Annotated in this window: 22 protein-coding genes; 8 read left to right on the top strand and 14 right to left on the bottom strand. The window is 69.2% G+C overall.

Features of this window, described 5'->3' with window-relative positions; all coding sequences use genetic code 11:
• Positions 1 to 64: 64 nt before the first annotated feature.
• From PSQ21_RS36020 to PSQ21_RS35980, 9 genes are all read right to left on the bottom strand, one after another.
• A complete protein-coding gene (locus PSQ21_RS36020) occupies positions 65 to 1402 on the bottom strand; it encodes a cytochrome P450 (protein ID WP_274036424.1) in 1338 nt (445 codons plus the stop codon).
• Positions 1399 to 2025 (bottom strand): GTP-binding protein, encoded by a 627-nt coding sequence (locus tag PSQ21_RS36015; RefSeq protein ID WP_274036423.1) that lies wholly within the window; start codon positions 2023 to 2025, stop codon positions 1399 to 1401. The genes PSQ21_RS36020 and PSQ21_RS36015 overlap by 4 nt, the downstream gene beginning before the upstream one ends.
• On the bottom strand, positions 1991 to 2362 hold the full coding sequence (locus PSQ21_RS36010; RefSeq protein ID WP_274036422.1) for a DUF742 domain-containing protein: 372 nt from the start codon (positions 2360 to 2362) through the stop codon (positions 1991 to 1993). Before PSQ21_RS36010 ends, PSQ21_RS36015 begins: the two co-directional genes overlap by 35 nt.
• Entirely contained in the window at positions 2349 to 2795 is a 447-nt protein-coding gene (locus tag PSQ21_RS36005) for a roadblock/LC7 domain-containing protein (protein ID WP_274036421.1), read from the bottom strand. Before PSQ21_RS36005 ends, PSQ21_RS36010 begins: the two co-directional genes overlap by 14 nt.
• Positions 2795 to 4231, bottom strand: a complete 1437-nt coding sequence (locus PSQ21_RS36000) for an ATP-binding protein (protein WP_274036420.1) — start codon at positions 4229 to 4231, stop codon at positions 2795 to 2797. Before PSQ21_RS36000 ends, PSQ21_RS36005 begins: the two co-directional genes overlap by 1 nt.
• Positions 4232 to 4388: 157 nt before the next feature.
• Entirely contained in the window at positions 4389 to 6251 is a 1863-nt protein-coding gene (locus tag PSQ21_RS35995; RefSeq protein ID WP_274036419.1) for a glycoside hydrolase family 15 protein, read from the bottom strand.
• A complete protein-coding gene (locus PSQ21_RS35990; protein ID WP_274036418.1) occupies positions 6248 to 6772 on the bottom strand; it encodes a DUF6302 family protein in 525 nt (174 codons plus the stop codon). The genes PSQ21_RS35995 and PSQ21_RS35990 overlap by 4 nt, the downstream gene beginning before the upstream one ends.
• Positions 6769 to 7227, bottom strand: coding sequence for a DUF5999 family protein (locus tag PSQ21_RS35985; RefSeq protein WP_274036417.1), 459 nt, complete (start codon positions 7225 to 7227; stop codon positions 6769 to 6771). The genes PSQ21_RS35990 and PSQ21_RS35985 overlap by 4 nt, the downstream gene beginning before the upstream one ends.
• Before the next feature lie 80 nt (positions 7228 to 7307).
• A complete protein-coding gene (locus tag PSQ21_RS35980; protein ID WP_274036685.1) occupies positions 7308 to 7700 on the bottom strand; it encodes an ATP-binding protein in 393 nt (130 codons plus the stop codon).
• A 342-nt stretch (positions 7701 to 8042) separates the two neighbouring features.
• Here PSQ21_RS35980 and PSQ21_RS35975 point away from each other — a divergent pair, with 342 nt between their 5' ends.
• Together PSQ21_RS35975 and PSQ21_RS35970 are read left to right on the top strand one after the other, a co-directional pair.
• On the top strand, positions 8043 to 9428 hold the full coding sequence (locus tag PSQ21_RS35975) for a Tat pathway signal protein (RefSeq protein ID WP_274036416.1): 1386 nt from the start codon (positions 8043 to 8045) through the stop codon (positions 9426 to 9428).
• Positions 9429 to 9506: 78 nt separating this feature from the next.
• On the top strand, positions 9507 to 9995 hold the full coding sequence (locus tag PSQ21_RS35970) for a TrmO family methyltransferase domain-containing protein (protein ID WP_274036414.1): 489 nt from the start codon (positions 9507 to 9509) through the stop codon (positions 9993 to 9995).
• 68 nt (positions 9996 to 10063) lie between these two features.
• On the opposite strand, the gene PSQ21_RS35965 is transcribed toward PSQ21_RS35970, so the two are convergent.
• On the bottom strand, positions 10064 to 10645 hold the full coding sequence (locus PSQ21_RS35965; protein ID WP_274036413.1) for a hypothetical protein: 582 nt from the start codon (positions 10643 to 10645) through the stop codon (positions 10064 to 10066).
• Positions 10646 to 10877: 232 nt separating this feature from the next.
• On the opposite strand from PSQ21_RS35965, the gene PSQ21_RS35960 reads away from it, so the two are divergent.
• The 4 genes from PSQ21_RS35960 (at position 10878) to PSQ21_RS35945 (ending at position 14964) form a co-directional block, all read left to right on the top strand.
• Positions 10878 to 12194 (top strand): hypothetical protein, encoded by a 1317-nt coding sequence (locus PSQ21_RS35960; RefSeq protein ID WP_274036412.1) that lies wholly within the window; start codon positions 10878 to 10880, stop codon positions 12192 to 12194.
• Between the two features lie 23 nt (positions 12195 to 12217).
• Positions 12218 to 12763 carry a GNAT family N-acetyltransferase gene (locus tag PSQ21_RS35955; protein WP_274036411.1) on the top strand — a complete coding sequence of 182 codons (546 nt, stop codon included), beginning with the start codon at positions 12218 to 12220 and terminating at the stop codon, positions 12761 to 12763.
• Positions 12669 to 13265, top strand: a complete 597-nt coding sequence (locus PSQ21_RS35950) for a gamma-glutamylcyclotransferase family protein (RefSeq protein ID WP_337961709.1) — start codon at positions 12669 to 12671, stop codon at positions 13263 to 13265. Before PSQ21_RS35955 ends, PSQ21_RS35950 begins: the two co-directional genes overlap by 95 nt.
• Before the next feature lie 553 nt (positions 13266 to 13818).
• Positions 13819 to 14964 carry a methyltransferase domain-containing protein gene (locus PSQ21_RS35945; protein WP_274036409.1) on the top strand — a complete coding sequence of 382 codons (1146 nt, stop codon included), beginning with the start codon at positions 13819 to 13821 and terminating at the stop codon, positions 14962 to 14964.
• A 241-nt stretch (positions 14965 to 15205) separates the two neighbouring features.
• On the opposite strand, the gene PSQ21_RS35940 is transcribed toward PSQ21_RS35945, so the two are convergent.
• Together PSQ21_RS35940 and PSQ21_RS35935 are read right to left on the bottom strand one after the other, a co-directional pair.
• A complete protein-coding gene (locus tag PSQ21_RS35940; protein WP_274036408.1) occupies positions 15206 to 15544 on the bottom strand; it encodes a hypothetical protein in 339 nt (112 codons plus the stop codon).
• 679 nt (positions 15545 to 16223) lie between these two features.
• Positions 16224 to 16877, bottom strand: coding sequence for an HNH endonuclease family protein (locus PSQ21_RS35935; protein ID WP_274036407.1), 654 nt, complete (start codon positions 16875 to 16877; stop codon positions 16224 to 16226).
• 125 nt (positions 16878 to 17002) lie between these two features.
• On the opposite strand from PSQ21_RS35935, the gene PSQ21_RS35930 reads away from it, so the two are divergent.
• Positions 17003 to 17182, top strand: a complete 180-nt coding sequence (locus PSQ21_RS35930) for a hypothetical protein (protein ID WP_274036406.1) — start codon at positions 17003 to 17005, stop codon at positions 17180 to 17182.
• A 271-nt stretch (positions 17183 to 17453) separates the two neighbouring features.
• On the opposite strand, the gene PSQ21_RS35925 is transcribed toward PSQ21_RS35930, so the two are convergent.
• A complete protein-coding gene (locus tag PSQ21_RS35925) occupies positions 17454 to 19289 on the bottom strand; it encodes a hypothetical protein (RefSeq protein ID WP_274036405.1) in 1836 nt (611 codons plus the stop codon).
• A 3-nt stretch (positions 19290 to 19292) separates the two neighbouring features.
• Positions 19293 to 19766: a hypothetical protein gene (locus PSQ21_RS35920; protein ID WP_274036404.1), complete on the bottom strand. Its 474-nt coding sequence runs from the start codon at positions 19764 to 19766 to the stop codon at positions 19293 to 19295.
• Between the two features lie 268 nt (positions 19767 to 20034).
• Between PSQ21_RS35920 and PSQ21_RS35915 the strand changes: the two genes are divergently transcribed.
• Complete coding sequence (locus PSQ21_RS35915) at positions 20035 to 20169, top strand: hypothetical protein (protein ID WP_274036403.1); 135 nt, start codon at positions 20035 to 20037, stop codon at positions 20167 to 20169.
• Positions 20170 to 20175 lie beyond the last annotated feature (6 nt).

Genomic DNA, 20175 nt, shown 5'->3' with positions numbered 1-20175 from the left:
GTGGTCCTGTGAAGGAGACTTCGCGGACCGCCGGGCGGGGTCGGGCGGAGGGTGGTTGCCCGGTCTAGAGATGCTGGTGGGAGCCGTGTCCGGCCGGGCACGTGGTGGGCAGCCAGGTTTGCCAGCTCGCCGGAGCGGGCCCGGTTACGGGGCCGTCCGGAGCGGTGGTGGCGGTGGTGTATGGGTTCGACTGCCACGGTGGTTCGCTGCGGGTCGCCGCCGTGACGGGGGTGAAGCGGCCGGGGAGGGCTTCGAGCGCGTGGTGGTAGGGGCCGGGCCGGTTACGGACCTCGGCGGCGTCCACGCCGAGCTGGAGGTCGGGGAGCCGGTGGATGAGCTGGGAGAGGGCGATCTGAGTGATGGTGAGCGCCATGCTGCTGGCCGGGCAGGTGTGCGGGCCCAGCGACCAGGCCATGTGCGCGCCGGTGCCCAGTACCTCGGGGTCATGGGCGGCGGCCTCGTAGGACATGAGGATGGGCTGCCCGGGGGCCAGTTGCCGGCCGCGGAACATCATGGGGTGGCGGGCGTAGTGGGCTCCGTAGTTCGCCATCGGAGGGCGCGTGGCCAGGACCCGGTTGATGAGGGGCATGACGTCGAGGGTTCCGTTGACGACTTCGGTGTAGATGTCGTCGTCGGTGAAGTACTCCAGCAGGCTGTTGCCCAGGAGGTTGGTGGTGGGTTCCTGACCGGCGGCAACGGTCAGGACGAAGTGGTGCAGCAGCTCTTCCTGGTTGAGTCGTGCAGGGTGCTGCATCATGGCGGTGGCCAGGTCCGGGCCGGGCCGGGCCGCCTTGGAGGTCAGCAGGTCGCCCATGTAGCCCTCGAACTCCCGCGTTGCGGCCACCACTTCCGCGCCGACGCCTTCCATCAGCCCGGCCAGCGAGGACACCAACCGTGGGGCTTCGTCGTCGCCCTGCCCGAACAGCCGGTTGAACAGGTAGCTGGGTAGCGGCCGCGCGAACTGCCTGACCAGATCGCACGAGCCCTCCGCGGCGAACTGGTCGATGAGGTAATCGGCCACGACCCGCACGGTGTCGCGCAGGTGGTGGGGGGCGACGGATGCCAGTGCGTCGGTGACGACCCGACGGTAGCGGGCGTGCTGGGCGCCGTCGGTGAACAACGGGTTCGGCCGCGGGCCGAGCATGCCGAGCACCGGATGGTCGGCGGGAAGCTGGGCGGCCCACTCGGTGGGGTCCTTCTTAAAGCTCCCCGAATCCAGCAGCACGTCCTTGGCGGCCTCGTAGGAGACGACCAGCCATCCGTAGAGGCCAGGCACGATCTCCACCGGAGCAACCGCCCCGTAGTACTTTCGCATGCTGGTGTAGTAGGCGGCCCGGTTGCCGGCCTGGGCGAAGTGGTCGGTGTGCAGCGCGTAGTAAGGCGGCGGGGGCGGTGTGCTCATCGGGCGACGTCCCGGGAGTAGGTGGTCATCACGTGCTCGACGAGCCGGATCAACGCGTCGATGGAGGAGTGCGGATTGCGGGCGTTGCAGTGGATGAGAGGGGTCTCCTCGCCCAGGTCGAGACCGGCGCGCACGGCGGAGTCCTTGACGTACGGGGCACCGGGGAAGTCGTTGACAGCGACCACATAGGGAATGCCGGAGCGCTCGACGAGATCCATTGCCTCGTAGGACGCCTCCGGGCGTCGCAGGTCCAGGAGCAAAAGTGCCCCCTTCGCTCCGTAGACCACGTCGTCCCACACTCTCTGGAAGCGCGCCTGGCCCGGCGTGCCGAACAGGTAGATCACCGGTGCGGTGGGATCTTCCGGGTCCAGGGTGAGGCGCCCGAAGTCCGCAGCGACCGTGGTGGTGGTCTTCTCCGGGGTGTAGTCGAGGAGGTCGACCGACGCGCTGACCGCGGTCAGGGTCTGCTCGGTGTGCAGCGACTGCATCTCCGAGACGGACGCGACCAATGTGGTCTTGCCCACCCCGAAACCACCCGCCACAACGAGCTTCACCAGGGGCGCTTCCCGTGGCACGTAGCCAGGGACATCAAGCGGCTGTGTCCTTGAGCTTGCGGAGGCCATGAAGCACTCTCTCCATAAGGTCGACGTCGTTCTGGGCGGCGGGCGGGGCAGCCTGGACGAGGCCCAGATCCATGAGGTCACACGTGAGGATCCGGATCGCGACGGGCGGCTGACGCAGATAGGCCGCCGCGTCGGCCAGCGTCAGCGAACCTCCCCGCACCGCGTCGAGAAGGGCCCCCTGCGCAGGGCTCAGGTTCTGGCCCGGGCGGGGCTCCTCCCGCAGCCACACCAGGCGCGTCAGCAGGTCTTTGAGGCCCTTGACCTCGGTCCGGGGCCGTGTCCGCCCCTCGGTGGCCAAGTAGGTGGGGATCTCCCGGGGCGACTCACGCCTGGGCACGGCCCGCTACTTCCGGGGCGAACCACTGCGAGAACTTGACGACCTCGTAGCTCACCTTGCCGAGATCCGCTCCCGCCGACAGCCACAGCACGGCCCGCACCTCCGGGCCGACCACCGCCAACACGATGTATCCGCCGCCCCCGCCGTGGAGCTCGGTGGTGATCTGTCCCGCCGTCTGCGGGTCGTCAGAGGCGGGGAAGAGTTCGGCGAGGGCCTGCATGGCGCCGAAGACCGAGGATCCCAGTGCGGCCCCACCCTCGGAGGAGTCCCGACCGGCGTTCGCGTCACGGCCCAGCACGAGCCCGTCCGCGGAGCCCAGCACCACATACCGCGCATCGGTCGCCTCCAGCAGACGCTGGGCCTGGGCATCGAACTTCCCTTGCAGCGGCTGCCGTTCCCCGGAGATGGTGAACCGCGGGCTGGTGTTGCTCATCAGGACTCCCAAGAAGCGCTGGTGGACGGGTGATCGGCATGGTCGGCCGGCTCTTGCCGTGCCCGGAGAGTTCCGGCCTGCAGTGACGCGTAGGCGGACTGGACGGCGTTGGCGTCCCGAAGCGGGAACGCCTCGGGTGCCCCCGGGGAGCGCTCGACGGCCCCCGGGGCGGCGGCGGGGCTCTTGCGCTGACGCTGGGGAACGCCGCCGCGCATCGGCAGCGCGGCGCGGTCCGGCTCGGCGGGCTGATGGGGCTGCGGCGCCTGCGACAGTTGCGGCTGCTCCTGCTGCGGCAGTGGGTCCAGCCGGACCCCGGACGCCTCGGGCCGCCGGCGCGGGCTCACCGGAACGAGGAGGCTCTCATCGATGTGCAGGTTCACCCGCAGCCCCCTGGCAGGCGAGGGATCCAGGGTGATGGTCAGCCCCTCGAACCGACGGGCCAGGCGCCCGACCGCCGCCAGCCCAAGGCGGGGCGGGGAACCGGCATCGCGCAGAAGAAGACGGGGGGATTCCAGCATCTGCCGGACGAACTGCTGCTTCTCCACCGTGTCGAGCCCCGGCCCGCTGTCGGAGATGGTGATAAAGACCCCGGTGGCCGTGGGGTGCGCCTCGGCCCGGACCGGGCCCGACCCGACTGAGCAGTAGACCGCGTTGTCGAACAGTTCGGCGAGCACCATGATCAACGGCTCAGCGAATGGAGCCTGCAGGCCCAGTGCACGGCCGTCAGCCTCCTCCGGAATGTGGCTTACCGCCGACACCCGCTGGTGCTGGGCAATGCGCGACCGCGCCGTCTCCATGGCCGTCAGAATGACGGTGTCCTCACGCGCCGTCCCCGGAAGGTCACCGCAGACCACCGCCGTGCGCTGCGCGTCCCGGTGGATCAGGACGAGCCGGTGATCAAGCTCGTACAGATCATGCAGCAGGCCCGGATCGTTCACCGCCTGATACTGGGCCTTCTCTACCAGCTGCACCGCCTGGGCCGCCAGGGCACGTGTCCTGCCCATCACCGACCGCACGACCTCCTGCGCGGACTCGTCGGTGCGGACCCGGTCCTCCAGCACCGCGTCGGTCACAACGGCCAGGGCCTGCTCGCACACGCCGGCTACCGGATCGGTGCGCATGCGCTCATCCGCCATGCCGGGCACGGCCACACCCGGGCGCCGCAGCCCCTCGACCACCGCGGGCAGCCGAACAGAGGCCAGATGCCGAACCTCCGCCACCACCGCGCGGTCGTGCTGCACCGCCCCTGCCGCGCGAGCCTCGGCATTCTGAGCTTGGACTCGGAGCCTTTCGGCTTCAGTTCCGGCCCGGCTGCGCTCAGCCTGTGTGTCCGCCTGGGCCCGGACCAGTCGCGCGCGGGTGCGGCGCAGGAGTATCCCGAACACCACCGCGACGAGCAGGGCCAGCCCGAGGGCCGCGTAGAGGTAGACCAGCATCAGCCCACCTGCCCGGCGGCGATGACCGAGTGAGGGGCCTTGGGGCCGCCAGGGAACAACACAACAACTCCTGCAGATTGACGGAGCGGACTGTCGGAGAGCGGCGCGGAGGGAGGCCACCGCATGCCCTGAGCGGCCGCAGTTCCTTGCTGCGTGCTCATGCGGCGATCACCGGCCTGGCCGCTTTGGTGCGGAGGTCCTGTAGCCGGATGGCGCTATGGGCCAGCCCGAGCATCGAGTACGCCTGGACGAAGTTCCCCAGCTGCCGCCGGGTGGCCGGGTCGTACTCCTCGGCGAGCAGGCCCAGGTCGGTGCGCAGCGTCAGCAGCTGCTCGAACAGGACTTCCGCCTCGTCGAGTCGGCCGGTGAGGGCGAGCGCGTCGACGAGCCAGAAGGAGCACAGGATGAACGCGCCTTCGCTGCCCGGGAGCCCGTCCATGCCCACGTGATGGCCCTCCGTTCGGTAGCGGTGGACCAGCACACCGTCGGGCGCCAGCTGTTTGCGGATTGCGTCGACGGTGCCGATCACGCGCGGGTCGTCGGCCGGCAGGAATCCGGTCTGTGGAAGGAGCAGGAGCGAGGCGTCCAGTTCCTTCGAGCCGTAGAACTGGGTGAAGGTGTTGCGCTGCGGGTCGTAGGCTCGCGCGCACACGTCGGCGTGGATTTCCGCACGCAGGGCCACCAGACCGTCCAGGTCGGTGGTGAGCACGCCCTGCTCCGCCAGACGGACCGCGCGGTCGATGGCCACCCAGCACATGATCTTGGAGTGGGTGAAGTGCCGACGCCCGCCGCGGACCTCCCAGATCGAGTCGTCCGGCTCGTGCCAGTGCTGGCGGACGTAGTCGACCAGCCGCAGGATCAAGCGCTCGGTGTTCTCGCACCGAGCGACGCCCAGCTCGTGCGCCAGGGCCAGCGTCTCGATGACCTCGCCGGGCACGTCCAGCTGCAGTTGGTCCACTGCACCGTTACCGATCCGGACCGGAGCGGAGCCTTCGTACCCGGGCAGCCAGCTCAGCTCCCGCTCGGGCATGTCACGGCTGCCGTCGAGGCGGTACATGATCTGCAGGTTCTGCGGATCGCCACCGAGTGCGCGCAGCAGCCACTTCCGCCATGCCACCGCCTCGTCGCGGAACCCGGTCCGCAGCAGCGCGGACAGGGTGACTGACGCGTCGCGCAGCCACACGAAGCGGTAGTCCCAGTTACGCACCCCGCCGATCTCCTCGGGCAGAGAGGTCGTCGGCGCGGCGACGATCCCGCCGGTGGGGGCGTGGGTGAGGGCCTTCAGCGTGATCAGAGCCCGGATCACCGCCTCGCGGTGCGGGCCGTCGTAAACGAGTTGCCCTGCCCAGGACTCCCAGAACGCCGCGGTCTCCTTCAGCGCCACCTCGGCGTCGGGGACTTCCGGCGCAGGGGCGTGGGACGGCTGCCAGCTCAGGGCGAAGGCCACCCATGTACCGGCCTCGGCGGTGAAGGAGTGGTGGACGGCGCCGTTCTTCTCAGTGCCCGGCACGGACGTGTCGAGCCACAGCGCGTCGGGGCCGGAGACCGCGACCGTCCGCCCTCCGATGTCGTTGACCCACGGCACGAGCTGGCCGTAGTTGAAGCGCGGGGCGAGGGTGGAGGCCATCTCCACCGTGCCGGTGACACCCTCGACGATCCGGATCAGCTGCGGGCCGTGCCCGTCACGGGGCGGCATAAGGTCGAGCACACGGACCGTGCCGGTCGCGGTGTCCCACTCGGACTCGACGATGAGGCTGTCGCCCACGTAGCGGCACCGGTCCGCGTACGGCGCGGGCTCCCCGGCCGCGATGGCGGGGGCTATCCGCCAGGACCCGTGCTCGTCGGTGCCGAGCAACTTTGCGAAGACCGCGCCGGAGTCGAAGCGCGGCATGCAGCTCCAGTCCACGCTTCCGTCCCGGCAGATGAGGGCAGCGGTCTGCAGGTCTCCGACGAGCGCGTAGTCCTCGATGCGCGGGGTGCGAACGGCCGGGGTGTGGGTGAGAGGCGACGGGGTGGTCATGAGGTGCGGTCTCCATGCGAGGCGAGGGTGGTGTGGGCGTGAAAGCGGTCCCTGTGCGAGTGGAAGGGCGCGGGGTCGCGCCAGGGGGCGGTGATTACCGGTTTGTCCGCCGCGAGCGCTGGCGCCCGGTGTGCGGCAGGGGGTCGGATCAGGTTGGCTAGCCGGGGCCTATTGCGCAGGCCGTGGAACCGTCCATCGAGGGCGAGGCCCTCCGGTAGCGGCTCGCCCCATCGCACAACGTGATCGGAGACCGTGAGCTGGTCGAAGCCCGGCCGCCCCAGCAGAGCGCAGACGAGAGCCTCGGCGAAGACCGGGTCAGCCATCTCCATAGAGCCGCCGCGACGGTCTGCTCCGGAAGGCACCGCAAGCAGCGGAATTCGATACAGCGCTACCGCCACCGCGTCGAGCAGAAGGCCAGGGTTGACGAGGCTTGTTTGCCAACGTTCGTAGTCCCAGGCGGCTACTGCGGGAAGCAGACGCACGCCCAGCGGCGAAGGCTCAATCATGGGGATGGAGGTCATGCCGTCGTCACCGCCTCGCGGGGCAGTGACCGCCGCGGCCCGAAGACGTCGCCGGTCGGCAGGAGGTACCCGGTGTCCTCGAAGAGGATCAGCCCGTTGCACAGCATGCTCCAGCCGGCCGCCGGATAGGCGTTATGGACGCAGGCCGCCAAGTGGTCGGAAGCGCCGGCCGGTGGACATGGGGGCGAGTGCTCGCACAGGGCTCCTTCCGCGCGCAGTTCCCAGAGCACCGTTCGCACAGCCGTCGCGAACCTGCTCAGCGGCATCAGAGCCTGAGCATGGCTTTCGGGCACCAAGGCCTCATGAGCCCAGGCCGCACCGATGGCCTGGGCCACGGCGCCAGTTCGTTCGTGCGCGAGCGCCCCGAGCTGCATGAGGTGACCTCGAAGCCGGAGCATCAGGTCGTGGATGTCCTGGTCGGAGTCGGGGACTGGGCCGTCGTCCGTCAGCACCATGGCAAGCGTTTCTGCTGTGGCGGCAGCGACGCTCCGGCGCCCGGAAGACGGGCCGCTCCCTGAACGGAAGCGGGGGAAGTTCACGACGTTGCCCCCTCGGGAACGTCCATCTCGAACCAGACCGTCTTGCCCGGCGCGGTGGAGTCTGTCCCCCAGCGTGAGACCAGGGCGTCGACGAGGTGAAGGCCCCGGCCACCCTCCTCATCAGTGGTCGTGGGCCGGGGGTGCGGCTGCTGGACGGACGGGTCCTCCACCTCGACGCGCACACGCCCATGCCCATGAGTGGCCCTCATCGAAAACCGGCCCTCCGGCCTGTTGCCACACCCGTGCACCATGGCGTTCACCATGAGTTCCTGGGCGACGAGCTCGACCGCGGCCGCGCACTCCGACAGCCCCGAGCTCTGCAGGAGGCTGGCGAGCTGACGGCGCGCTCCGGCGACTGCATCCGCCCGAGCAGGCACCACCGCCGCCATCTGGAAGTCACGCGGACGGCACGCAGGCACACTGACAGGTCGGGACGGAGTCCCCCCGGCTTCTCGTCCGCTGGCCACCAACGAGACGGCGCGCGCCCCCCGGAGGCCGGCGATCGGGTACTGCACGTTCATCAGCTGCCCTTCCCGGCCCCCGCAGGAGCCACTTCCGGTCACCATCCGAGCTCGTGGCCATGTCGAGGCCGATTCCGCTCCGTCACACGGGGGTTGGAGGAATATCGTCTGTACGAGACAACCGCGTGCGAGGCCCGGCGGGAATGCCAGCTGGACCAGCGATGTGGTGCACGTGGTGCAAGATCGTTTCGGGGACAGGGGCACACACCCATGAGCCGCACACGCAACACCCGGCTGGAAGCCGTCATCCGGGAATGGGGCCTGTCGCAGCGTCAAGTCGCGGCACGCTTCAGGACTGTCGCCGCTGAGAACGGTGCAACGGAACTCCTGCGCTACGACCACTCCCGCATCGCGCGCTGGATCGGTGGAGCCACACCGGAAGGCCGCGCAGCGCATATCTTGACCGCGACGCTTTCCCGCGGCCTCGGCCGCACCATCACACTGACGGACATCGGGCTGGCGACCGACGACACCGGCGACCCGATGACGACGGCCTGGAGCGTCGACACCCTCGCGACGCTGGCGACTCTCGGGAGCACGGACATGGACATAGCCCGACGGCAGGTACTGGCACAGTCGGCCTACTCGGTCGCCGGACTGGCCCTGCCATCCGACAGCTGGTGGCACGAAGCTGCCGACCGCGCACGCACGCGCAAGCCCCTGTCGAAGCACACGGTCACGGCCGAGGACGTCACCAGCGTGCGCGAGATGACCGCCTTCCTGTCCCGACGGGACCAGCAGCTCGGTGGCCGAGGCGTGGGCCGCGCGGCTCTGGTCGCCTACTTGCGCACCGACGTCGCCGAACTCCTGGCAGGACGCTTTCCCACCGAAGGTCTGCGCCGCGACATGACGTCGGCCGCTGCCGAGCTCGCCTACCTCGCGGGCTGGACAAGTTTCGACGCAGGGGAACACTCGATCGCCCTGCGGTGGCTGACTCTCGCGACCCAGCTCGCCGAGGAGGCTGGTGACGCGCCGCTCGCCGGCCACGTGCTTCGAGCTATGGCCCACCAGGCCGTGGACCTGCATCAACCACACGAAGCCGTACGCCTGGCCGAGGGATCCCTCTCCAGCCGCCGCTACGCCGAAGCCTGTTGGAGGGAGAAGGCCCTCCTCGGAGTCGTCCACGCCCGAGCACTCGCCGTTGCCGGCTGCAAGAAGCAGGCCGCGGAAGTCCTCAACCGTGCCGAGGCCGATCTCTCGCGCGCCTCTCAGGACGGCGACGAGCCAGCGCGCGTGTGGTTCTTCGGCGAGGCCAGCCTCGCGCATGAGACCGCCGCCGCTTTGCGGGACATGGGCGACCTGAAGGGTGCCGAGCAGCAGTTCAAGCGGAGCGTCCGCACGCGTCAAGCGCCATTCAAGCGGACCCACTCCGTCACCCTCGGATACCTCGGAGAAGTGCAGGTCCAGCAGGGCCAACTCGAAGCGGCCTGCGCCACGTGGCATCAGGCACTCGACACGATGACCGGCGTCCAGTCCGGACGAGCCCGAGAGACCGTCGTGCAGATGCGCCGCGCGCTTGGCCCGGTCCTCCGCCGAGGCGGAGGACCGGCCGCCGACCTCGACGCACGGGCCCGTGCCGTCCTCGCAGACAGGTGACCCGTACCGTAAGGAACCCCGGAATCGAACGCGCGCACGTCGGCACCGGGCGGACCCGTTCAGAGGAAGAGGGGCAACGTGTTCGACCATCACATCCAGGTGCCGGTGATCGCCACGGTCGTAGAGGGCTCGACCGGTCGTCTTGACGACTACAAGGGTGGCGTCGCGTCGGTCATCCGTCTCGTGCCGAGTCTCCCGGAAAGCGCACTGCAGGGCATTGAAGAGTTCAGCCACCTGGAAGTGGTCTGGCACTTCAGCCAGGGATCGGACAGCGACATCGAACTCGAACCGCGGAGCCCGCGGGGAAATCCGGACTGGCCGGCCACCGGAGGCCTTGTCCACCGAAACCACCGGCGTCCGGCCCGGATCGGAATCTCGTACCCGAGGCTGCTGCGCGTCGAGGGACGAGATCTGCACGTCACGGATCTGGACGCTGACGCTGGTACTCCCATTGTCGACCTGGCGCCCGTCTTCGCGGAGATGCTTCCCCGCGGAACGGTGCACCAGCCGCCGTGGCCCTCTGACATGCTGCAGGACTACTGGAAGAACGCGAGTGAGCGCCCCTGAGCCGTGCCCTTCCCCGGGCATGCGCCCAAGTACGGCCGCGCGAAGGGTCTGCGCTGGTGCCGTTGTCATCACGGCCTCCCGGAGTACGGCAGAGCGGACTTGACCGCTGCCACCGCACGGCGCAATGGGGTTCGCTCCACCGGTGCATGCGAGGTGAGGGCCTCGGCGAGGCATCGGGCGAGTGGCCCAGGGCTCGTCAGCAGCGGTACCCCTCCGATCGTCTGCTCCTCGTCGGGCGGGAAGAGCCATCGTGCGACCCCGGTCGCCGCGAGGGGGGCGGGCGCGGGTACGACGAGGGCGTGCCCCTCGCCGAGGCATACCGGCCGGGCGAGCCTGCCCGGCCACTGTGAGGCGGCCACCAGGCGACCCCAGCGTCCGACCGTGCCGCTCGGCACCAGCACAGCGGCCGAGCTCAGGCTGGTGAACCTCACAGCTGGGCCAAGAGGCTGCTCGTACTGATCGAGGAGCCGGAACGCGGCCTTGACCAACCGCCGATCTACCAGGACGACGTCGAAGGTCACCCCGCACTTCAGCCGGCGCGGAGCGTGAGGGCTTGCCTGCCACTGACGGATCGCGGTGCTGGGGCACGCTGTAGCGGTGGAGAACCACACGGACAGAGCCGTGCTCTCGGCGATCTCACCGACCTCCATAAGCCCTCCCACCATCACGCTAAACACAGGGTGTCTGCTGCGTGACCTAGTGCAGCGAAGAGCTGGAGCGGTGAACAGGTCTTTTCCCCGGAACTCTGGCCGCCTCTTAGACGCCCTTTGGCCGCCCTTTCGCCTGCCCTTTCCCTCTGACCTGGTGCTTTAGCCGACGAAGCCCCACGCGCGGTCGGCGAAGTCGCTACCGTGAGGACATCCAGACAGTGAGGAGGTGGGCATGCGCACACTCAAGGCGTTACGTATCCGAGCGAACCGCACGCAAGAGGTGGTCGTCCAGGAACTCTCAGCCCTTGCCCGACGCCTCCAGGCAGAGGGGCGGATCAGCAAGAGGCCCACGTTCACGGTCCGCCAGTACTCCAAGTGGGAGAACTTCAACCCTCCACCTTGGCCGCATCCCGACAGCCGGGCAGTGCTGACCGCCTACTGGGAGTGCTCTCTCGAGGAGATGGGCTTCCTTCCCCCCGCAGATAAGAATGCGGGTCCAGTGGTTCTCACACCGGTGCCCTTGGTGAGCCAGTCGTCACCCAGCCCTCTCCTCGTCGCCGCCGGCCCCAGTCCTCTCACCGATGAGGCCCCGCCCCCATGGCTGACTGAAACGACCACCGGCGCCGACCGCAGCGGCGAGTGGCGAATCTCGCCCGAGGAGGTCGAGCTCCTGTCCGGCGCAGCAGATGACAACTACGCCATCGACCAGCAGTTCGGCGCGAACAGGCTGTGGCGACCGACCCGGGCTCATCTGCTCTGGACACACCACATGATCGACCGAGGCATCTACGACGACGCTCTGGGGCAGCAGTTGCACGCGCTCGCGGGGAAACTGACGACATCGCTCGGCTGGTTCTGCTACGACGCGGGACTGCAGACCCAGGCACGCCAGTACTTCTCCGAAGCGCTCAACGCGGCCAACTACACCAGCGACGACGTACTCGCCAGCCGCACCCTGAGCAACATGGCCCGCCAAGCCGTAGACCTGAACAAAGGACGCGAGGCCGTACGCTTCGCCAAGCTCGGACAGCGCCATGCCGAACTCTGGAATGCCCCGAGCCGCGTCACCGCACTGCTGGCCATCCGAGAAGCCCAGGGCCACGCACGCATCGGGGATGTCCTCAACGCCGAAGCCGCCATCAAACGCGCCTGGCAGGAATGGGAACGCGGCGACCACGAGCTGGACCCGGACTGGGCAGACTTCCTCAATCTCGCCGAGCTGACGTGCCTGGAGGGCATGTGCCGGCTCGACCTCGGCCAGGTAGCCCGAGCGCAGGCGCTCCTCGCACGGTCTGAAGCGCTACAGGACATCGCGCACTCCAGAAATCGCGGAATGTGCCTCGGCCGACTCTCAGTCGCGGCCGTGCAGAACGGTGACCTCGACCACGGGCTCGCCGCCGCGACACAGGCACTCCAGCTCGTCACGAGCGGGATGGCGTCTACCCGAACAACCGCACAGTTGGCGGTCGTTCATGATGGTCTGATTGCCCATCGACGCGTCCGCGGCGTCGGCGACCTAATCGAACAGATCAGAACTCACGTCGCGTGAGCAAACAAAGGAGAGTGCACACGGTGGACCCGGAGCTTCAGCGGCACGACGCGCAGTCAGCGAAAGCGTTGCTCCCCGAGCTGGTCGACGTCTACGCCACGGTGTACGACACCCCGCCCTACGTCGGCGACCCCTTCTTCTCCGTCGAATCCTTCCGGAGCCGCCTCGAAGCCGCCTTCGACTCCGAAGGATTCGAAACGGTGACAGCCCGACTGGACGGTCACATCGTCGGATACGTCCACGGCGCCACACTCCCCAACGACAAGCCCTGGTGGACGTCCCTCAGCACCCGACGACCGACCCAGTTGCAAGACCTCGCCAACTCCAAGGGCATCTTCTGGCTGCGGGAACTCATGGTCCTGCCTACCCACCAGAATCACGGTCTGGGACGTCAGATCCACGACACGGTCATCTCCGGCCGAGAGGAGAAGGTCACAGCCCTGACCTGCATCGTTGACAACCAGCCAGCCCACGATGCCTATGTCCGGTGGGGATACAAGATCCTGGGCCAGATCAAGCACGCTCCAGAATCACCCGTCTACGACGCGATGTACCTGGCATCTCACTAAGACCGGAAAGCACATGACGCAAGCCATAACCACCGCGCCCCCGGAAGCCACTCAGCACCAGAGCCGACTCTCGCCACGCCCCGATGTGCTGTTCTGTTACGGAACTCTTCAGTTCGACGCCGTCCTGCGGGCCCTACTGGGCCGAGTTCCGGCCAAGTCGCCAGCCGTCGCACGGGGCTACCGGGCCGCCGCACTCGAAGGCCGCGTCTACCCGGGCCTCGTCGCTGGAACACCCGCCGACGTTGTCTCCGGGCTGGCACTGACCGACCTGAGCGACGAAGAGTGGCGCATCCTCGACGCGTTTGAGGACGATCTATACGAACTGAGGCAATTGCCGCTCTCCGACGACCGACGGGGTTGGGCGTACGTATGGCCCGGAGGTGAGGTACGCAGGGACGACTGGGATGCCGCAGCGTTCGAGGACCAATACCTCGCCTCCTATGCAGCCCGCTGCGCCCGGCTTGCCCCTGGGCTAGCCGCGGGGCGGCCGAAAGGCGCTTAGACCGCCACCTGATCGACCACCTCACACTGCGAACGCGACCTTCAGGGCTCTTCCCAGAGGTCCACGCTCGCCCGTCTCGGAAGCGTGGCGGGCCATCCTGACCTTGCCTGACCCGCTCTTCGGCCTTCTGTCTCTGGTCCGCTCGGTCACCAGCCAGTAGCGGCGAGTGCATCCCTGCGCGGTCTCGTGCCGGACTGCGAGCTCAGCACGACGGGGGCGCACACGGGCTGGGCCCCGATGGTCTCGTCTACGTCGAGGTCGGGTGGGCCCGGGGTCGGTAAGGGAGCGCTGGCGGCGTCCAGGAGCTGGTGGGGCGGCACGAGAAGGACGCTGGAGCCCCACCTCTGCGCGAGCAGTATGGCTCGTCTCCGCCTTTCGATCACACATCGTGCGAGAGAGGATGCTGACCGTTACGCCGGTCTGATGTGAGGAGCAGGGGTATGGGGCAGCACGGGGATGGTAAGGGCGGCACCGAGGGGGACAAGCAGCAGTCACCGAAGGAGTCGGACGGCCAGTGGAGCGGTCCGGTGAGCAACCCTCCGAAGAAGAAGTGATGGCCTCGCCCGCTGGGTTGCGGGAGTCGCTGCGCGCCCAGGGGGTGGCCCTGGGCCCTTGGGAGAACTCTGTAGCTTCCGTACGGCGCGAGCTGTTCCTCCCCGAGGCCATCGAAGTCGGCGATGAGCTGATCTCCCGCACGGTCACTCCGCAGAGGTGGCTTGAGGCGGTCTACAGCGACGTGTCGATCACTACGCAGGTCAACGACGGCCGTCCCTCGGGCCCGGACGAGTACCGACTGCCGACATCATCGAGCTCGCAGCCCTCCGTCATGATGGAAGCGCTGGCTCTGCTCGATGTGCAGCCCACCGACCGCGTTCTAGAACTGGGCGCGGGCACGGGGCTCAACGCGGCGTGGCTCGCCCACCGTCTGGGCTCCGACCGGGTCGTCTCCGTCGAGGTCGATCCTGCTCTTGCCGAGCAGGCCGCGAAGAACAATGCGGCGGCTGGCCTGTCCCCGTGCATCGTGGCGGGCGACGGCGGTCACGGGTGGCCGGAAGGCGCCCCGTACCAGCGGATCATCGCCACCTACGCCGTCGACGAGATCCCCTTCGCCTGGGTCGAACAGGCGCCGCAGGGCCGCATCGTCAGCCCGTGGGGAGGCTCCTTCTTTCCGTACTCGTTCGCGGTCCTCGACGTTCACGAGGGTCGTGCCGAGGGGAGATTCACCGGCTACCCGGCCTTCATGCGCTCTCGCACCCGGAGGCCGAAGCGCGGCTACCTCGACGACTTCCTGCACCACCTGCAGGACGCCAGGCACTCCCCGACCGGCCTGTCACCCCTGATGATCGCCCAGGATGCGGACGCCCTCTTCTATATCGGCCTGGCCCTGCCCGACGCCTGGCACCTCCCCGTCACCGCAGACGACGACAGCGGCGAGATGACCCTCTGGATCCTCGCTGACGACCAACTCTCCTGGGCCTCGGCCGACTACACCCCTGACACCGACGAGTACTCCGTCGCCCAGTACGGACCGCGCCAGCTCTGGGACGAAGCTGAAGCAGCCCATGACGCCTGGGAAGCCCTCGGACGGCCCACCCGCGCCCGGGCGGGTATCTCCGTCACCGAACACGGGCAGAGCCTCTGGATCGACGCCCCCGAGCGCGACCTGTCCACCCTCCTGCCCTCCAGGGGGGCTCCGTAGGCGACGTAGTGCCCTGAACCCAGGAGCTGGGAAGGCAAGGCGACGCGGTACCGATGAAGGGGCCCCGACACCCCGACATGGTTGGCGCCCCGGGCATCTTGTGGGCCGCGCCGACGGTACTCTGCCGACGCAGTCGTGTGTGGCCCGGCTGACTCCGGGAAGGCAGCCGGGCCACGGTGGTGTCAGCGACCAGATGTGAGAGTTCTGCAGCCGGCCGTCGAGTGACGCGTGTGGGGCGTGCTCAGCGCACGAGGACGACTGAGTTGATCGGCGTCATGTTGTACGGGGCGGACTCGCCCACGCCGCGCATTACGTCGGAGCACCTGCCGCCGTTGTAGTCGTAGCAGACCCGGAAGCCGGCGCCGCCGGTCTGGTTGTTGACCAGTACCCGGTTGCCGGTGACGTTGGAGAGGTTGTGGGCGCCGTAGCTGTAGAAGATGTTCCTGCTGAGGATGCTGCCGTTCGTCTCGCGGATACAGACTGCTCCGGACGGGCAGGGTGTCGCCGCTGAGGCACTGGGAGCGGTGGTGAGGCCCAAGGCCCCCAGCGCCAGAGCCATACCCGCCGCAGTCGCCGCCATCTTGCGCATAATTCCCCCTGATGTTCAGGTGCCCCTGCCTGGGGCACCTTTGCGTACAGAAGGGTAGCCAGCGATGGCCACAGGGCACCAAGGGGTGGCGGTAAGTCGGCTTATTCCGCCCGGTGTTGTGATGGATGTGCCGTGCGAGCCGAACGGCTCACCGGATACACAAAAGCGTATTCGGATACCGGACCGCTCGGGGCGAGGGTCCGGTGCCGGGCGAGAGGGGACCGCACCGGCTCGGCTATCGGCATCGGGCGTACTCCGGGAACGGGGCATGGCCCGCGCGCTCCACGTCGCCGCGGATTAGGGGTGAGCGTAGCGGCCGTGCCTACGGTGCCGGAGCGGGTTGGATCACGAGCGACACCACCGGTCCGGACACCGTCCACCGTCCAGTACCTGGAGGTACGGCCACCCTGCGAGGACCGGCGCTTCGCCAGTCTCTTCTCCGTCTGCGGGGTCTACGGAGGCGCGGCGCGTACTTCGTCGCCAGGTAGCCAAGCGCGTCGGCACGACGGCGGCGGGGACCTCCACGACCGTACGATCCGTGAACTGGAGGGTCCGGGCGACCGGCCGCCCGCGGACATCCCTCAGCGCTGGCTATCTCTCGTGGACCGCACGTGTCTACCCGCGACGCGAGCGACTTCGGCCTGATGTGAGGGAGGGTGCGACCAAGAGCTCAGAAGGCTGGCTCGAACGTCACCGTCTCCTGGCCGCAACCCTCCGCAAGCTCGGCAAGGGCTTCGCCCTCCGCCGCGTCCACCGACAGGCCCCAGCGCAGTTTCGTCGACACCCAATCCGCCGCGTAGGTGCAACGGGCGTCAGCCAGCGGCGGCAGCCACTCGTCGGGATCCTTGTCGGCCTTGGAGCGGTTCGTCTTCGCGGTGACCGCCACCAGCGATCGCTCGGCGGACAGATCGTTGGCGTAGGCCTCACGACGGGCCGCGGTCCACTCCGAGGCGCCGCTGTCCCACGCCTCGGCGAGCGGAACCATGTGGTCGATGTCCAGGCCGCCCGGGGCCGTGAGGGTGACGCCGTCGTAATAGCTGAACCACCGGCCCGCGGTGACCTTGCACCGAGGCCCGACCGTGGCAGCCACTCGGGATTCCGCGATCAGCACCTCCGCTCGGGTCGAGCACCCGTCCTTGTCCTCGTCCACCCAGTGCTTGAAGCTGGAGCGCTGGTATCCCTCCCGGGACTCAGCAGCCAGGGGCAGCTGTTGAACGGCTTCGGCCAGAGGCAAGGGCTCGGCGGCCTGAGCCGGAGCCGCGGCGAGCAGCGGCAGAACAGCGAGAGCGGTAGCGGCAAGGCCCCGCAGGGTCGTCGTGATCATGCACCCTTCGTACCGGCCGACCGAAGCCGCCCAGGCGCAGACCGCGACCGGTTCACCCTGCCGAGTGGCAAGTCGTACCGGTCGACGCCGCGGCAGTGTCAGACCCACCGGCCATGATGAACATCATGCCGATCACTATGCAGAACTTCGCCCTCACCTGGACCGATGCAGCTGGGCAACGCCAAGCGTCCTCCGTCGCCTACGACGAGGGCAGTGCCAACGGCCGCAAGGACGACCTCGAAGCTGCCGGTGCCACCGACGTCACCATCGTGCCCATCCGCCCCGGAGAACTCCCTCAACTCTGATTCCGGGCAGCCGCGAAGCCTCCCGTGGGGAGCCGGGAGGAGCGGCAGGCCCCGCACGCGACGGGGGGCGCGGGCAGGGCCTGAGAAGGGAAACCTCACCCTGGCAGGTGCGGTCTCACCACGACCACGATGCACCCGAACCCATCCCAGCGGTAGAGGAATGACCGGGAACGACGGATCAGCTTTTCGCGCCGCCCGCCGTCGCCTTGACCAGGTCGACGCCCTCTCACGTGGAGCAGGGTGAGGAACCGTCGAAGGCCCACTGTCGTGGTTACGCGGCCCCGTCCGGCGAGGGTACGGCTCGCAGACCCGCCCCGCGGATCAGTGAGGGGCGGGGCCCGGGCGGGGGTGGGGGAGGGGCATCGACGGGTTCGTACGGCTGCCACAAATCGGGAGTGCCGTAGCCGGGGTCGTAGCGCGGGACGCCAGTGACGGCGACGATCCGGTGCCAGGGGATGCGTACGGTGCGGTGCCGGCCGCCGGGGCTGATGCCGAGGTGGGTCGTGGTGGCGGGCTCCAGGGTGCCGAAGACACTCACCCACCGGTCGGCCGCGCCGGACGGGCCGGACAGCATGTCCACGCGCACCGTGCTCCACCGCAGCCACGATACGAGCCTGGCGAACGGCTCCAGCTCGTCCGGTTCGCCGGGTACCCAGCAGGCGTACCCGCCGCCGATGGAGTCCGCGATCCGGTAGAGCTGCTGCTGCTCCTCGCCGACCAGACGCCGTCCACGCGCGGCGTGCCGGGCAGCTCGCTGCTCGGCGACGGCCGCCGCGGGGACAGGCGGCTCCCCGTCACCGTCGCCGGGCAGCAGCGGGAACACGGTGCGCAGCAGCCCCTGCGCTGCCTCCATGTCTGCCGCACCGTCGGTGATGGGTCCTCCTGCGGTGAACCGGGCCTGCTGGTGGGAGGGTTGAGCGGCCTGCTCCTTCTCGATCTTGCCGACCAGATGTGCAGGGGCGGCCAGGACGGCGCCGAAGCTGGGCCCGGCGCTGTCCCCGCCGCTCCAGGACACGTAGTCGTCCACCTCCCGGTACCCGTAAGGCACGACCGGGCCCAGGACGGGGGAGGCGGCCAGGTAGGCCACCGGTGCGTCCCGGGTACCGGTCAGCGGCCAGTCCCGCACAAGGAGCAGGCGGCTGGCGGCATCCGCCGACTCCGCCTCGAAGTCGGCTTCCAGACGCGTGCACATGTCCGCGACCGCGCTCCTCCACCAATGCTGAAGCTCCTCGTTCGCCCAGGCCGCAGGGGTCTCGTAGGCGCTGCCGTCGGTGCGGGGCGGGACGTGCAGGCGGGTGACGTCGACGACCTGGGCACCGACCAGCTCCGCCCCGGCCGCACTGTGGGCGAGCTCGGCGGCCCGGCGGGCGGAGTGGCCGCGCGAGCGCGCCGCCAGCCACACCCCGCACACCAGCGCCCCGGCATCCAGCTCCGGCGGCGGCCCGTACGTCCGCTGCCGAGTACGGGAGACCTTGCCGACCGCCGCGCTCACCTGGTCCAGCACCCGCCGCTGCTCGGACCCGACGGAACGGCGCACCGCGTCACGCGCCCCGTTGTACGCCTCGACCTCGGGACATTCAGCCGCGTACCTGTCGAGGAAGGAGCGGCGAGCGCGGTTGAGGCGGTCCCAGGCGTCGGCGACAGTGTCCGCGTCCTCGGCGAGCGCGGCATCGGCGCGGGCCTGCCGAAGCCACTGATCCACCAGCTCGTCGTCGCCCGGGTCATGCCGGGCGGCGGCGCGGGCGTAGCCGAGCCAGGTCCGCGGCTCCCGCTCCGCCTCGGCCCGGTCCAGAACCTCACGGCGGCCCGCAGCGAACGCGACAGCCCGCCACAGCGCATCCGCAGCAGCCGGAAGAACGATGGGGCACTTTTTGCAGATCCGCTCGAACACCTCCAGCAGCCCGTACGTGGAGGCCTGATCAGCCGGCTTGGAGTACCGGCAGGCGTCGTGGTGAAAGCGGCGCAGACCGGGGTCGGGCGGCGGCACGTGGAACTTGGCGGTGCCGCGGCCGCCGGTCAACGCGATCCGGATCCCCGCCAGGCCGGGCAGTTCGACGCCCAGGCCTGCGAGCCCACGCGCGGGGATCTCCGGGAACGAACGGGCCATTGGTCACCGCCCTTCGACAGGGACCAGCACCTGGCGGGTGCCCAGCGCGCCACAGGCGCACGGCTGGGTCACGGCGTCCAGGCGAGCCGGGAAGATCTGCGACCAGGCCAGCAGCGACGCCGTCCACCCCTCCTCCAGAAGCCCGTGCACCTCGTCCTCGCGGGCCCGGCCACCGGGCCCGGCCAGGCGCGCATGAGCCAGCCCGTGGCAGGCGATGTTCACCAGTTCATCGCGCTCACGGCACGACTGCCCGAGCGGGTCGTCGGCAGCGAAGGTCAAGCACCGGTACGCCTCCGCGAGAAGCTCGCTCTGCACCGGGTCCTTGCCGGCGTCTAGGAGCGCGAGGACATCGGCGGCGACCTCGGCCAAGAACGCCGAGACGTGGGCCTCTGCCTCACCGCCCGCGTGAACCGCCCGCGCGTTGTACGCGAGCAGCGCCCGCCGAAGTGCATCGCTGATCGTCACCGTGTCCGTCACACGCGTAGCGTAATGCCGCAACACGGGCCCCTTGGGGCCTTCGCCGTGGCCAGCGGTCATCGGGCGCGTAGCGCCCTCTCCGCCAGCCCAGGCCAGGCGACTCCACTCAGCGGGCACCGGCATGCGGGGACCACGGGCCTCGCGCCTGTCGCTCCCGCGACGCGCGGCCGCCGTTCAGCACTTTGCCGATCGAAGCGAGGAAGACGGCCACAAATTCGGCACCAGGCCACTACCGTTGCCTGCGAGGCCCGCTGGCGGAGGAGAGCAGATGAAGCCCTCACAGATGAGCATCATGGCCCATGGAGACGACCGGCAGTCCGGCGACGGACAGGTCGGCGGCCCCTACTCCAGCCCAGGCGATCCAGGAAACCCGATGCCCGAGCCCGACGACTCGGACGACTAGGCGCCG

Source organism: Streptomyces sp. MMBL 11-1 (genome assembly GCF_028622875.1).
In the GTDB taxonomy this organism is placed as follows: Bacteria; Actinomycetota; Actinomycetes; order Streptomycetales; family Streptomycetaceae; genus Streptomyces.
This window is presented reverse-complemented; position numbering and strand designations above follow the sequence as displayed.

Excerpts from the sequence above, each read along its gene's own strand:
- PSQ21_RS35930 (WP_274036406.1), top strand. The coding sequence starts at position 17,003 with ATGCCGATCACTATGCAGAACTTCGCCCTCACCTGGACCGATGCAGCT.
- PSQ21_RS35935 (WP_274036407.1), bottom strand. The coding sequence starts at position 16,877 with ATGATCACGACGACCCTGCGGGGCCTTGCCGCTACCGCTCTCGCTGTT.
- PSQ21_RS35965 (WP_274036413.1), bottom strand. The coding sequence starts at position 10,645 with ATGGAGGTCGGTGAGATCGCCGAGAGCACGGCTCTGTCCGTGTGGTTC.
- PSQ21_RS36015 (WP_274036423.1), bottom strand. The coding sequence starts at position 2,025 with ATGGCCTCCGCAAGCTCAAGGACACAGCCGCTTGATGTCCCTGGCTAC.
- PSQ21_RS36000 (WP_274036420.1), bottom strand. The coding sequence starts at position 4,231 with ATGCTGGTCTACCTCTACGCGGCCCTCGGGCTGGCCCTGCTCGTCGCG.
- PSQ21_RS36005 (WP_274036421.1), bottom strand. The coding sequence starts at position 2,795 with ATGAGCAACACCAGCCCGCGGTTCACCATCTCCGGGGAACGGCAGCCG.
- PSQ21_RS35990 (WP_274036418.1), bottom strand. The coding sequence starts at position 6,772 with ATGACCTCCATCCCCATGATTGAGCCTTCGCCGCTGGGCGTGCGTCTG.
- PSQ21_RS35915 (WP_274036403.1), top strand. The coding sequence starts at position 20,035 with ATGAAGCCCTCACAGATGAGCATCATGGCCCATGGAGACGACCGGCAG.
- PSQ21_RS35925 (WP_274036405.1), bottom strand. The coding sequence starts at position 19,289 with ATGGCCCGTTCGTTCCCGGAGATCCCCGCGCGTGGGCTCGCAGGCCTG.
- PSQ21_RS35950 (WP_337961709.1), top strand. The coding sequence starts at position 12,669 with ATGCCTATGTCCGGTGGGGATACAAGATCCTGGGCCAGATCAAGCACG.
- PSQ21_RS35985 (WP_274036417.1), bottom strand. The coding sequence starts at position 7,227 with ATGGTGCTGACGGACGACGGCCCAGTCCCCGACTCCGACCAGGACATC.
- PSQ21_RS36020 (WP_274036424.1), bottom strand. The coding sequence starts at position 1,402 with ATGAGCACACCGCCCCCGCCGCCTTACTACGCGCTGCACACCGACCAC.
- PSQ21_RS35940 (WP_274036408.1), bottom strand. The coding sequence starts at position 15,544 with ATGGCGGCGACTGCGGCGGGTATGGCTCTGGCGCTGGGGGCCTTGGGC.
- PSQ21_RS35945 (WP_274036409.1), top strand. The coding sequence starts at position 13,819 with ATGGCCTCGCCCGCTGGGTTGCGGGAGTCGCTGCGCGCCCAGGGGGTG.
- PSQ21_RS35960 (WP_274036412.1), top strand. The coding sequence starts at position 10,878 with ATGCGCACACTCAAGGCGTTACGTATCCGAGCGAACCGCACGCAAGAG.
- PSQ21_RS35975 (WP_274036416.1), top strand. The coding sequence starts at position 8,043 with ATGAGCCGCACACGCAACACCCGGCTGGAAGCCGTCATCCGGGAATGG.
- PSQ21_RS35995 (WP_274036419.1), bottom strand. The coding sequence starts at position 6,251 with ATGACCACCCCGTCGCCTCTCACCCACACCCCGGCCGTTCGCACCCCG.
- PSQ21_RS35980 (WP_274036685.1), bottom strand. The coding sequence starts at position 7,700 with ATGGCGGCGGTGGTGCCTGCTCGGGCGGATGCAGTCGCCGGAGCGCGC.